The sequence below is a fragment of the Hymenobacter crusticola genome, from assembly GCF_002154225.1.
GTDB classification, from domain to species: Bacteria; Bacteroidota; Bacteroidia; order Cytophagales; family Hymenobacteraceae; genus Hymenobacter; species Hymenobacter crusticola.
The window spans coordinates 210610-223844 of record NZ_MTSE01000002.1 but is presented as its reverse complement, the minus strand read 5'-3'; the positions used below and the strand labels follow the sequence as shown (position 1 = coordinate 223844).

Annotated in this window: 11 protein-coding genes; 1 reads left to right on the top strand and 10 read right to left on the bottom strand. The window is 54.4% G+C overall.

Features of this window, described 5'->3' with window-relative positions; translation table 11 throughout:
* Positions 1-67 precede the first annotated feature (67 nt).
* The 5 genes from BXP70_RS04250 to BXP70_RS04230 all read right to left on the bottom strand — a co-directional run bounded on the left by BXP70_RS04250 (position 68) and on the right by BXP70_RS04230 (position 6772).
* Positions 68-1279, bottom strand: coding sequence for a hypothetical protein (locus tag BXP70_RS04250; protein WP_086592786.1), 1212 nt, complete (start codon positions 1277-1279; stop codon positions 68-70).
* Positions 1280-1332: 53 nt separating this feature from the next.
* Entirely contained in the window at positions 1333-2070 is a 738-nt protein-coding gene (locus tag BXP70_RS04245) for a hypothetical protein (RefSeq protein WP_086592785.1), read from the bottom strand.
* 103 nt (positions 2071-2173) lie between these two features.
* Positions 2174-2740, bottom strand: coding sequence for an RNA polymerase sigma factor (locus BXP70_RS04240; RefSeq protein WP_086592784.1), 567 nt, complete (start codon positions 2738-2740; stop codon positions 2174-2176).
* Between the two features lie 953 nt (positions 2741-3693).
* Complete coding sequence (gene amaB / locus BXP70_RS04235) at positions 3694-5292, bottom strand: L-piperidine-6-carboxylate dehydrogenase (RefSeq protein WP_086592783.1); 1599 nt, start codon at positions 5290-5292, stop codon at positions 3694-3696.
* Between the two features lie 205 nt (positions 5293-5497).
* On the bottom strand, positions 5498-6772 hold the full coding sequence (locus BXP70_RS04230) for a zinc dependent phospholipase C family protein (protein ID WP_086592782.1): 1275 nt from the start codon (positions 6770-6772) through the stop codon (positions 5498-5500).
* 585 nt (positions 6773-7357) lie between these two features.
* Between BXP70_RS04230 and BXP70_RS04225 the strand changes: the two genes are divergently transcribed.
* Positions 7358-7765 carry a hypothetical protein gene (locus BXP70_RS04225; RefSeq protein WP_086592781.1) on the top strand — a complete coding sequence of 136 codons (408 nt, stop codon included), beginning with the start codon at positions 7358-7360 and terminating at the stop codon, positions 7763-7765.
* Between the two features lie 83 nt (positions 7766-7848).
* Here BXP70_RS04225 and BXP70_RS04220 read toward each other — a convergent pair whose 3' ends face one another.
* The 5 genes from BXP70_RS04220 to BXP70_RS04200 form a co-directional block, all read right to left on the bottom strand.
* Complete coding sequence (locus tag BXP70_RS04220; RefSeq protein WP_245849493.1) at positions 7849-9348, bottom strand: Do family serine endopeptidase; 1500 nt, start codon at positions 9346-9348, stop codon at positions 7849-7851.
* Positions 9349-9538: 190 nt separating this feature from the next.
* Positions 9539-9982 carry an Hsp20/alpha crystallin family protein gene (locus tag BXP70_RS04215; protein ID WP_086592780.1) on the bottom strand — a complete coding sequence of 148 codons (444 nt, stop codon included), beginning with the start codon at positions 9980-9982 and terminating at the stop codon, positions 9539-9541.
* Positions 9983-10406: 424 nt separating this feature from the next.
* Entirely contained in the window at positions 10407-11246 is an 840-nt protein-coding gene (locus tag BXP70_RS04210; RefSeq protein WP_086592779.1) for a hypothetical protein, read from the bottom strand.
* Positions 11239-12480: a M20 metallopeptidase family protein gene (locus BXP70_RS04205; RefSeq protein ID WP_086592778.1), complete on the bottom strand. Its 1242-nt coding sequence runs from the start codon at positions 12478-12480 to the stop codon at positions 11239-11241. Before BXP70_RS04205 ends, BXP70_RS04210 begins: the two co-directional genes overlap by 8 nt.
* A gap of 214 nt (positions 12481-12694) precedes the next feature.
* Positions 12695-13234 (bottom strand): sporulation protein, encoded by a 540-nt coding sequence (locus BXP70_RS04200; RefSeq protein WP_143436364.1) that lies wholly within the window; start codon positions 13232-13234, stop codon positions 12695-12697.
* Position 13235: the final 1 nt, after the last annotated feature.

Here is a 13235-nt window from a genome sequence, read left to right as displayed (position 1 = left end):
AAACGTGCCGGCCGAATGGCTCATCCAACCACCCGACCGGCACATTCCAAAAATCGTTGAGCTTTTCTTACCGGTTGAAGCGCACGTTGCCGTAACGGACTTTGATGTTGACGTTACCGGCATTTTTGGCCAGCACGCCACCAAATCGGCCTTGCATATCGCTGGAAGAGGCGCTGCTTTCTTCTGATTGCACCTGAATTAGCTTCTTGTCTACTAGCAGCTTGCCGTGGTCGGTATTCACGTCGAAGTTGAAGCCGGCGCCATCTGGGAAGTTGAGCATGATGGTGCTGTAGCCACCGTCGAGGTTGATTTGGCGGAAGTTTTTACCCGTGTTGCGCACTTCAAAGGAAGGACAATACTGCACCTTCATATCCAGCCGGTCGCTGATTTTGTCGATGCTGAAAGTAGAAAAGCCTGAGCTGCCGCGCAGATTACGCACCGTGCCTAGTGCCACGTCGCCGTACTTGCTATGTACCGTCAGGTCTTGCACCGTCCCCATGTCGATATCTGAGTAGTTGTTGCGCAACTCGACCGTGACGGCTTCGGTGAGCCGTAGTTTGGAGTAGGATGCTTCGATGCTAGCCCGGCGCGCGAAGGGTACCGCCGCTTGCCCGTTGCTCACACGCAACACATTCTGCGCGCCTTCGAGACGACCGGTACGCAGTGCACCATACTCAACGGCTAGCTCAGTCGTGCCCGTTAAGTCGCTGCTGATGCTGATTTCCCCGAAGGTGTTCGTCACCTTCAGCGGAGTATTCTTGGGCAACCAAACCGTGTAATTTACCTCGTACAGCCGCCGCCGACTCCAGCACTCGTGTGGCATGGCCCCGAACTTCGAGCGCACCGTCACGCCGCCAGAAGTGGCCTCATTACGCACCATCTGCACATCAATCATGTCTTGCAGCTGTTGCGCTTTCTGGTCCGTATCGGCGTGCGTGATAATTTCTGCGTCTGTGCGGATTTCATTCCGGTTCCAGACGTTGATCTGCACCCGGCCGTAGCGCGTTTCGAGTACGTACGGCTGGTTGGCACTCACGGCAAACGTCCGGCTCAGCTTCCGGCTTTTCTCGCTCGTCAACGCAGTAGCGTCGCCTTGCTCACCTTGTTCCCCTTGCGTGCCTTGCTCATTGGTAGCGGATCCTTGCTGCGCTTTCTGTGAGGCTTCGGTGGGGCCACCTTGTTGCCCTTGCATAATAGCTTTGGCCGTTAGGGGCAGCGCGGGGCTGTCGGCAGCGGCCTTTGCCTCATGGCTATGCAGGCTTGCGGCGGTAGCTAGCACGAGTATAGTCAGACAAGCCCTTGACCGGCCGCCTGCTAAGAGTAGGCGCGTTATCATGGCATGCGATGACTATCGGCGGCCAGCATGGGCGACGAGGCATGGTAAGCCTGAATCTGCTCACGCGTCCGCAATTGTTGCTTCAGAATATCAAGTCGAATCTGCAGGTTACGATTCATCGCCTCTAGCACCACATCTGGCTCCGGATTGCGGTATAGCTCCACGCGTAGCTGCCGGTAAGTTGAGTCAAGGCTCGTTAGCTCGTGTTGCCAGCCCGCGGGGGCGTTGTGTATTTCGCTGTCTAGCTGCGCTAGCTCTGTTTCGCGCTCTGCAATTTGGGCAGCATAATACCCTTCCATGCGCGCCACAGCTTGCGACAAACGCTGGGCGGGTGCATTCGTGGCAGGCATGGCATCGGGGAGTGCGTGCAGGTAAGCAGGCGCCGCGGTGGCGGCTTCGCTACCAACCGCTGCTACCAGTGGTGACGCTTTGGTGGTCGCCCAGGTAAAGGCTGCTGGTTTGTTGGTTTGCTTCCAAAAGTACCCGCCGCTTGCTAGCAACATCAGCGCTAGCACTGCGGCCAAACGATACTTTTGGTAGGACTTGGTAGGTTGGCTAGGTTCGTCGGGAGCTAGCTTGATGATACGCAACGGGGATTCTTCCGCAGTTGAATCAACTGTAGTAGCCATTTCGCGCTCAATGTCGTCCCAGAGGTCGGGGCGGGGCTCGAACGCATCGAAGTCAGCTCGATGATGCTCGATAAATGCCTCTAGTTCGTCTTTATTCTCGTTCATACAGGTGGTTATACGCACGTTTCTCCCCAGGGCTGACCGCTTCTCGTCATATTCGCCGGGTGGGCGATAGGCGGCCGCCATAAGCTGCTGATTGTGTTGGGTTTTACAATCCGCGCAGGCGGGCTAGCTCCAAGAGTTTCTTGCGAGCCCGACTATACTGTGATTTAGAAGTTGACTCCGTGATATTCAGAATGCTAGCTATTTCGGCGTGGTCGTAGCCCTCTAGCAAATACAGTGACAGAACTACCCGATAGCCATCTGGTAGTTCTTGCACGCAACGCCGCACTACGTCGGCCCGCCAGGCGAGGCTTTCCCCTTCTACCCCTAGGTCGTCGGTTAGGTCTGGGCTAGCGCCATCGTGCTGGTCGGCGAGCGGCACGAGTTGCAGGCGCCGGTTGCGCAAGCAATTGATGCTTTTATTAATGACAATCCGCTTCAGCCAGCTACCAAACGACGAATCGCCTTTATAGCCATGCAGTTCCCGGAAAGCACTTAGAAATGACTCCTGTAGCACGTCTTCGGCCTCGGCGTAGTCGCCGGTGATGCGCAGCGAGGCATTAAACATGGCTTTGGCGTAGCGCTTATATATTTCGGCCTGCGCGCGGCGGTCGCCGAGGCGGCAGCGCTCCACGAGCGGAGCATTAATGTCAGTGTACGCGAAAGCCTCCATATGTCCTTGTTAGGTTGCGTTTAATCGAGAGCAGATAGGGTAAATATCAACTTTTCTCGGCTAAGCTGCTAATCCTGGTAGGTAAGCGGGAGAAAGACAGGAAGGTGAGGCTAGGGTTGCACCAGTTCTACATTAAGCTATTGTGTTCTTTCTTGTTGCCTGATCTCTAACTTCTATTCCGCTCAAGCCATTAGGCTCTGCCACGTTCTAGGAGGCTATTTTATTTGATCTGTCAAGGTGCCACCAGTAATAGAGCCCACCGAATAGCGCCCCAACCAGGCTGTACATAAGTGCTAAGTATTTCATGTGGTCAGTTCGTTGCCTTGGGTCAATGATTGCCCCTGCCAATCCATACCATATGGCGCCTATTATTAGACCTAATACTATTGCGCGGTTTCGTGAAAACCTACCCTCCAAGAGGTAATAGCACGCTACTAAGTGGTAAATACAAAATCCGGGTAAATAGGCCCAGTAGTAATAAAAGAATTCAGCTAAGCCTGTCGCCCAAAATGCTCCAACCTAATCTGCGACAGGGCGACCAATCAGGGAAGGGGCATAATACCAGGTTAAACCCGGGTAGCCCATACGCAACCATCCGGCTGGCAACACACAAAATAAGCCAAGGCGGCTGAGTGAGAAGAAAGTGCGCACAGAAACTTCTAAGATTTAAGTAGTTCTACGCGAGCTATAGACAACAAAGCCGTTCGCGGTAAATATGACGTTTAAAGCAAAGTTCAACCATAAAGGTTGGGGGCGATAAGAGTATAGCTCACACCCTTTTAACGAAGCAGAAAGGCCAGGAAAACTAGGGATGCATCTCTAGCTTTCCCAATAAAGATAGTTCCTGTTAAGACTATCATTTGGTCATTGAAAGTAACCTAACTAGAAAGCCCGGCTGGTGTGATACCAGTCGGGCTTTTCGTTGCTCTCAAACCAAGGAAGAAGGTCAGTGGCTACACGTCGAACTTGATGCCTTGCGCCAGCGGCAATTCGCGGGAGTAGTTGATGGTGTTCGTCTGCCGGCGCATGTAGACCTTCCAGGCATCGGAGCCGGACTCGCGGCCGCCGCCGGTTTCCTTCTCCCCCCCAAAAGCTCCACCGATTTCGGCGCCGCTTGTACCGATGTTCACGTTGGCAATACCACAGTCGGAGCCAGTGGCGGCCAGGAAAGCCTCGGCTTCACGCATGTTCAAGGTGAAGATCGAGGACGAAAGCCCTTGGCGCACGCCGTTCTGCAAGGCAATGGCTGCTTCTACGTCGCCACTGTAGCGGATGAGATAGAGAATCGGGGCGAAGGTTTCTTCCTGCACGGTGGCGTAGTGGTTTTCGGCCTCGACCAAAGCGGGCGTCACGTAGGTGCCCGTTGGGTACGCCTCACCCGTCAGCACCTCGCCGCCGGTCAAGAGCGTTCCTCCCTCCTGCTGTACCTGCGCCAGAGCTTTCGTAAAGCCATCTACCGCCTGCTGATCAATGAGTGGGCCGACCAGCGTACCGTCCTGTAAGGGGTGGCCAATGGGCAGCTTGGGATAAATGCCGAGCAGACGTTGCTTTACTTCTTCAAAAATAGAATCGTGGATGATGAGGCGGCGCGTGGTAGTGCAGCGCTGCCCTGCCGTACCCACCGCCCCAAATACAACGGCGCGCATTGCCATATCCAGGTCGGCGTGCTCAGTGAGGATGATGGCGTTGTTGCCACCTAGCTCCAGCAAAGCCTTGCCTAGCCTGGCCGCTACGACCTGCCCTACTTGCTTGCCCATACGCGTGCTGCCCGTAGCCGATACCAACGGCACCCTAGCATCAGCGGCCAGCAACTGTCCGATTTCGGCGTCGCCAACGATTAAGTTGAAGACGCCCTCCGGTAGCTCATTTTCGTTGAGTACTTCCTGCACAATGTGTTGCACGGCCACCGCTACCAGCGGCGTTTTCTCCGATGGTTTCCAGATGCTCACGTCGCCACACACGGCGGCTAGCATGGCATTCCAGCTCCACACCGCCACGGGGAAGTTGAAGGCGGAAATAATGCCTACAACACCTAAGGGATGGTACTGATCATACATGCGGTGCGCGGGTCGTTCCGAATGCATAGTGAAGCCATGCAGCTGACGCGAAAGTCCCACCGCAAAGTCGCAGATGTCGATCATTTCCTGCACTTCACCTAGGCCTTCCTGCATGATCTTGCCCATCTCGTAGCTCACTAGCTTACCTAGTGGCTCTTTGTAGTGGCGTAACTTGTTGCCGATCTGCCGCACGATGTCGCCGCGCTTGGGGGCGGGCACAAGGCGCCAAGTTTGAAAGGCGGCCTGCGCCGTTTTTACCACCTGCTCATAATTCTCAGCCGTCGCGAAACGGACTGCGGCAATACGCTTCCCGTCGGCGGGCGAATGGATGGAGCGGATTTTTTCGTTAGCCTCGCCACCCCAGGCTAGCCCGGTGCTATAGGCGGGGTTATCGGGTAGCACCCCTAGCTCCTGCAAAATCGTCTGGATGCCGTGCGGATCTTCTGGAGCGGGCGCGGCGCCAGTGGCAATGGCTTCTTCGAGGGCTTGTTTCATAAAATACTGAATGAGGTGTTTTGTACGAGTCGTTTGCTGGTCCGATGCCCTACACATCTGCTTGGTTGCCGGCTGCGGTTAGTTAAGCAGGCTAGGTCGCCCAGACACTATAAACAGCGGCTGGTCGGAAACCTAGACCATCGAAAGACTAGGTAATTTGTACCATGCTTCCTTAACAAAGCTAGCAAAATAGCGGTGCCTACTTTCAACGCGCTAGTGTCCGTAGCGCCGTCAGAGCTTCCTCTGTTTCGCGGTGCTCTTTGCGGGTTTCCCGCCGGTCATCTTCTTCCTCTTCTTCCGGTGTAGCGGCCGGAATACCATGCGCGTAATAAGCCAGCAGATGCTGTTTTGCCGCGGCGGGTACATCTCGGAAGTGATGCTGATGCAACTCGCGGAGCCACTCCGCATAGGTCTCGTCGGCAAGGCCGTAGCTGGCAGGACGCGTGGGTTGGCCAGTGTCCAGGCTGGTATTCGGTACCGATGGCACGGCGGCCGTTGTGTCGAGGGGCTGCTGACTAGTGAGGGCACAGTAGCTAGCCAATACGGCGCGGTAGCTTTTCCGGAATACGGCCTCTCCCTCGGCGCTAGGCAACTTGAAGGCGTACGTTTTGAGTGGCCCAATCTTAGGTAGCAGGTTGAGAACCTTAGCCATCAGCCGGGCGCCAAAGCCGGGCTTCTCGTACGCGGTTCCGAACTCCTTCTCAAACTTGTGCTTGTTGGTTTTGTACAAGTACTCTCGGCGCCGCGCCCGTGGACTCACTTGCCGGATTTTCTTGCGCTGGCTATGCCAAGCTGCCCTGGCCGCAGCCGGCAACAACTGATTGACAGCAAAGCGAAATGAGGCTACTCCTACGTCGATATTAAACAACACCTGCCCTAGCTCCAGCCCATATGTTTGCTGAAAGGCCCGCTCTAGTACCGGCTTGCTTACCCGAAAGCCTATGAACTTATGGTATTCCTGCGTCCGGTAATGTCCCGCCGCGACTTGCACTACATCAAAGGAGAACTCCAGCTCTGTATGCCGATGTGGCGCCTGCTCATACGTTACCACAGAGCCGTACTTGGCGCGCAGGCTAGGGTAAACCGTGGGCATAATTAGGTTGGTCCCCTGCGGATGTCCAATGTTGTCGGCGGCGTAGTGCGATAAGGCTCCAAGGGCAAATGCATACTCATTCCGATTGCGAGCCTGCGTGAGCAGGTTGTGCACAAAGTCGCCCGCTCGTGCGTAGTGAGTTAGATCGGTGAAGAACTCTGCCCCCAGCGGGTAGTAACCCATATCTTGGATGATGGCACCCCCATACGCATAGCTCTTGGCTTCATCTAGTTGCGCAAGGGTCGCGCCAGAGTAGTGCCGTTCCAGCAGCGGCACAAGGCACGTTTCCCAGGTCGAGTCGATGACGGCTTGATGGGTAAGCACAGAATAGGCAGCAGCCGGCCCAGCAGGCGCGAGCAACAACAGAATCAGCAGAAGGCGCAACATTGCCAGCAAGGTAACAGAGCAGCAAGAGATACCTAGCAACAAGGATACTAGGGCTACAATTGTTCTAGCGCGGTACCCAGCTCAAGAAAGAGCAAAACTTGTTTAACCAAAGGGCCCCAAAAAGAAGAACGAGTTCGGGATTAGCCCCGAACTCGTTCTTCTTTTTGGGGCCCTAGCCAGGTCGCTTAGCTAGCATCCTACTGTTCCATCTCCGCTTGTTTTACTAATGACGTCCTTAGCGAGGGAAGGATAAAGAGGCAAAAAATCAATGTGTGCAAATAGGCAGTGCAGGAAAGCCATACTAGGCAAAAAGACAGCCAGAATTGTAAGTCGAAGCTAGCTTTCTTTCGTTTTGCAGGGATGCGGCCCTGAGTGTGGGCTTCACTGGTTTTCAGGTTTGTGCGTGGCGCAGATGGCAATGGTCGATGTGGCGCGGCACGGTGGTATTCTTTTTGCAAATTCCGTAGCTTAGGCTTACCGCCCTAGCCCGCGCAGCCGCGGTGGCGAACCACCCGATTCTCACGAAAGTCCACTTTGTTCCGGTTGCTTATGTCGCTGCCCTACTCTCTCTCACCCACTCTTCCCATGTCGACTAGCACTTGCTCCATCATCTATCGGCCCGACCTAGGGGTGATTGTCGCGCGCTGGCTGGAAGACGCTCCCCTTGTGCAACTCCAAGCCGATTTCACCGCGTTGCTGCGCGAGTCGGAGCAGCATGCCACGGCTCGATGGCTTCTAGACGTGCGACGCCGCGATCAGCTCAGCCCTGAGCTAGGCAGCTGGACTACCAGCGTTTTCTACCCCCAGGCCGCGGCGCAATTGTTTCCCCAGCAGCTCCGCATCTCTGTGCTCTGCTCGCCCGCCCGCATGGCTGTATACGAGTCCAACCCCGTGCAGCAAGAATATCTCAGCTACGGCCTGTCGAACGAAAGAACGTACCGTATGCGGCTTTTCGGCGACGAAGGCTCCGCGATGCAGTGGTTGTTGGCTTAGATTTTCTCCTTTTTCGCTCACACTACCCCACAAAAAAGCCTCGCCAGTTGTTGGCGAGGCTTTTCAATTTAAGAGAGGCTAGCTTACTCTGCTTGCCCGATTGGGTAGAATGCTTTGCGGCCATCGGGATATACACCTTCCACGAGCGCACCGCCGCTTTCTTTGGCTTGGTCTAAGTACGCGGCCACGTCTTGCGGCTTACCTACTTTGTTTTTATCGATGCGGGTGATAATGAAGCCATCGGCAATACCCGTTTCACGGAAGTTACTGCCTTTGATGCCACTGATCTTGGCGCCACCTTCAATACCTAGCTTATTCATTTCTAAGCGGTTTACTGGAGCTAGGGTAGCACCCTCGTACTTCAGCGTAGTAGCCGCTAGCTCCCGGACGATGTCCGTGGTGCCAGTAGAATTTCGCAGCGTAGCCGAAGCCGTGCTGAGATTATCGCCGCGTAGGTACGTTACTTTAATCTTGTCGCCAGGGCGGTAGCGCGCTACTTGCTCTTGCAGCTGCGAGGAAGTGTTCACTTTCGCGCCATTGATTTCGGTGATAACGTCGCCTTCTTTCAAGCCAGCTGCTGCGGCGGCACTGCCCTTGGTCAGCCCCATCACGTACACGCCGTTCAGGTTCTTGATCTTTTTCTCCGAAGCCAACTGCGCATCCACTTCGCGGATGCTTACGCCTAGCAGTGCCCGTTGCACTACTTTGTACTTAAGCAAGTCATCCACTACTTTGCTCACGATGGAGCTAGGTACGGCGAAAGAATACCCCTCGAAGGCGCCGGAGTGCGAAGCAATAGCCGAATTAATGCCGATCAGGTCACCGTTGAGGTTAACCAACGCGCCACCCGAGTTACCGGGGTTTACCACGGCATCCGTTTGCAAGAACGACTCAATACCCATATTGTCCTCACGGCGCAGGATATTGATATTACGGCCTTTGGCCGAAATGATACCAGCTGTTACCGTTGAGTTCAAGTTGAAAGGGTTACCCACAGCGAGTACCCACTGCCCTACTTTCACGTCGTCAGAGTTGCCGTACTTCACGAAAGGCAGGTTGTCAGCCTCTACTTTCAGCAATGCTAGGTCGGTATTGGGGTCGGCGCCTACGAGCGTAGCTTTGAACTTACGCTTGTCGTCGAGCACGACCTCGATTTTATCGGCTTTATCAATAACGTGGTTGTTGGTTACGATGTAGCCATTGGCGGCAATAACAACACCCGAGCCCGAGCCCATTTGGGGACCCGACTGACCATGGAACTGCTCTGCACCATCACCAAAGAACTGGCGCAGGAACGGGTCCATACGCGACATATCGCTCTGGTTAGCTTTTGGAGCGTACTCGGTCATTACGTGCACAACGGCAGGCGTCACGGAAGAAGCCGCCGCCACGAAGTTCAGGCCTTCCGGGACGTTGTACGCACTACTGCGCAGCTCGCTGGTATATCGTACGTTCGGGTCGGCAGCTACGGCCTGGGGCGCGTAGGTGCGCTCCGGCTCCAACAGCTTGTACCCACCCACGGCCACACCGCCACCGAGTACGGCAGAAGTGAGCAGACCGAGCATCATTTGTTTTGCTTGCATGGGTAAGAAATGAGTTGTTTGTTTTAAAAGTTGATAAAGGAAGTTACAACAGAAATCGTGAGCGTCCAATGAACTACGCCCTCAAACGCTAAGAGCCTTTCTCTTGGTATTCGGTTGCAAACTATATATTCCTAACAAACACTTCAACAAAAAAGGCACCGCGACCGGTGCCTTTTTTTGCAACTAAAAGTTAGCGCACTTCGATGTGGTGCTTAGTCACTTTGTTGCCGTCGAAAGGCAGCGTTACACGCAGGATACCATCGGCGAGTTGCGCGTCAATAGCCGTCACATCAACCGTGTCGGGCAAGCGGAACGTGCGGGTGAATGTACCATAAGCCGTTTCAACGCGACGGAACTTCGGAGCATTTTCCTCGGCAGCCGGAGCTTTGCGCTCACCGCTGATAACGAGGTTGCCTTCCTGAAAGTCGATCTTCACGTCTTCCTTTACGACGCCGGGTACGGCTAGGTGCAGTTCAAACCCGTGCTCCGATTCGAGGATATCGGCCTGGGGTACAAAGCTTTTAGCGGGCTGATTCGCGGCCGGAAGCGTGTCGCGTAGCAGTTCGTTTAGTACTGAGTTGAAAGCGCGCGAAGGGCGGAGAGCAGGACGGTTGTTATACAAGAGAGTTGCCATGGAAAACAAGTCTTATTTAGAGTCTGAAGTATGTGTTATCGTTTCCGATACACCTCTACTCTATAAAATCTATACCAAGGCATTTTGCACCCCAAATTTATGACAAAAAGTCTTTAATAAGAGATAGAGCTGTTCGTCGAACATATAACAAACTATACAAAATGACACTCAGCAGCTTTTAAAAGCACTACCTATCTAATTATCATATATGACCTTTTGTCACAATCAATACACAATGTGTCTTTGCAATCTTATGCCTAGTACACTAAACCACCTCTTACCTAGGTCCAGGTCTAAGCTGGAATGCTGTTGCGCTGTAAGGCTAATGGGTACGGAAAAACGACCTAGTTCCTGAAAGAAATTATTCCAGAAACTAGGTCGTTTTGCAAAGGTCTTCAGCGGTGCTCCGCCTGGCTATATTGTCTTAATGTTGCGTTGGTAACTGGCGCCGCTCAAAGGCTTCCTGGCCGCGGAAGAAGGTATAGCGGACATCTAAGCCGAGGTAAGGAGTAACAAAGTTGCGACGGCCACCTGGGATTGTAACCTGGCCCGTAGCATTGGTTTGGGGTAGTGTGAAAGCGTAAGCAGTGTGGCGCGCAAACCAGGGCGTGAAATCAACATGGTCGGATAGCCGTACGCCTAGTTCCGCGCGTAGCGTGGTGTAGTCGATTACCCGCTCTTTGGCTTCGTTACTGTCGCGTTGCAAGCGTACAAAGGCGCGGCCTTCGTAGGCCACACGAGGCCTAAGTACCACCCCGCCTACTGTCACGAGTCGGTCGAGGTCGAAACGTAGGCGGGCCAACGCCCGACTCGCAGCTTCCCCAGCTGGAATGAAGTATTCCACGCCGAGCCGTTGCCGAAAATTGAAGCTTCCGAAGGTGTTCCAGTGCCGTACGTACAGCTCCGGCGTCACGTCTACACTCAAACGCTTTTCGTTGCTGCCAATGCGATAGTTATTGTAGGTGGCAACTTGCAGCAAGCCACCCCCACTCCATTGCGTATTCCAGAAGTGCTCATAGCCAGCCCGAAGACCGGCGTATTTCAAGCCAGAGCCGGCAGCAGTAGTAAGCGGGGCGCTAACACCTAGCCACCCGTAGCTATCTGCTTGCAAAGCATATTCCACTTGAAGCTCTGGCCACAGCTCTAGCCCATTCATCGCACGCCGACTTTGAGCCGCAACTGGCTTAGCTACCACCAAGGCGGCTAACAATAAGCTTGTAGCACCTAATCGCCAAGAGAAGGCTTCGCGTAGCGAATTAAGCATGAACACCAGCCGTCGAGGTGGCCGCGAGCGTCTCAGGAGTAGTTGTCGAGTCACCCGAGGCCAGCTCACAAATGGCGAGCCAAGCCATCAACCCAGGTCCTACTTCCAGGGCTTTGGCGTCGATGTCGAACGTGGGCGTGTGCACGGAAGAAGCAAAACGCCCGTCGCTACTCCGAGTACCTAGCCGGTAGAAGCAGGCCTTAGCCGATTGCGAGTAATAAGCAAAATCCTCGGCGGCCATCCACTGATCTATCTCAATAACGTTTTCGGCACCTAGATACTCTTCTGCGGCAGCTCGCACCCGAGCGGTTAGTTCGGGCTCGTTGTCGAGGCAAGGATAACCCCGCCGAATTTCTAGCTCGCACGTAGCGCCCATCGATTCAGCCAACCCTTCTACTAGCTTCCGCAGGATGCCATGAGCTTCTTCGCGCCATGCTTCATCGAGGGCACGGAAAGTCCCCTCAATTCGTACTTCATCCGGAATGACGTTGGTAGCGCCATTGGCAATAACTTTCCCAAAGGACAACACCGTCGGGATCTTCGGGTTTACCCGGCGGCTCACGATCTGCTGCGCCGCCACAATGATGTGCGCGGCTACCAGCACAGGGTCTAGGTTTTGGTCGGGCATGGCGCCGTGGCCACCTTTGCCGCGTACCGTCAAGTACAACTCATCGGTGCTAGCCATATAGCGGCCGCTGCGAATTCCGATCTGTCCGGCTGGCAGCATCGGAAACACGTGCTGCCCTAGCACGCTATCGGGAGCGGGGTTTTCCAACACGCCTTCCTTGATCATCAAGGAAGCGCCGCCCGGTACCAACTCTTCGCCGGGTTGAAAAATGAGCTTTATCGTTCCCTCAAACTGGTCGCGCAGTTGCGTCAGGATGCGGGCCGCGCCCAGTAGTGAAGACGTATGCACATCGTGGCCACAAGCGTGCATCACACCTGGTTTCGTCGACTTATAAGGCACGTCGTTTTGCTCCGTGATAGGCAGCGCATCCATATCACCGCGCAACGCCACGGTACGCCGACCTGGATTCCGCCCTTCTATGAGGGCTACCACACCAGTAGTGGCCATAGGCTGCGGGTCTAGTCCGAGCTGCCGAAGCTGTGCCATTACAAAAGCTGCCGTTTCAAACTCCTGAAAAGAAAGCTCCGGGTGAGCGTGCAGGTACTGACGCAACGCCACGGTATCGGCCGCGTTATCAGTCGCAAGTTGTTTGATAGTTTCGATCATCTTATTTAAAAGCGCAGCCTTGCACGGATTTGTGCGTTCGGTGAATAGCAATGGGTAACAGTGATTCTTGCTTAAGCTACCTAGGTCTAGAGTTTACGTGCTAGCTAGGCGAACCTCCCGCAAACATCAACATCTACCGTATAAAAGCGAATAGTCAGCCACTAAAAATTAGCAGCTGACTACCTCTAAATATTTCTCTGAGAAAGCGAAAGGCCTAGTAAGCCGTTTTATTCAGAACTATTTGCGCGGGCTGCAAGTCGGCTTTAGGAGCCAATGGCCGAATACGCTGTAGTGCTTGCTCCGCTTCCAGACGGGTCAAATAATCACCAACCCATAAGCGGTAAACGGGTTGCTTGAAGGTAACGTAATCTGTTTCCTCCGGATACTGCCCGATAATGGCGCGGCGGATAGACATAGCTTGGTCGCGTTCTAGGCCCACGTAAGCCAGAATGCGGTATCCTTGCGCATACTTGACGTTCTGGTTGGTATATGCCTGGTCGCGCAGCCGCTGATCTATTTGAGCGTTTACCTGATTTGTAGGCAACACAGGGCGCGACTTGGTAGCTGCTGCGGTAGCACTAGCTTCTGGTTTTGCCCCGCCAAAAGTTGGCCGGTATTTACTCAGATCCTCAACCGGCAAAGAAGAAGGCGCTTTGCGGGTAGTGTCGGTTGAGGCGGGCGCGGTTGTCGTAGCAACGGTAGGCGCAGTTGCCGCACAAGAAGCTAGGGCAAGTAGCGCAGATATAAGGGACACG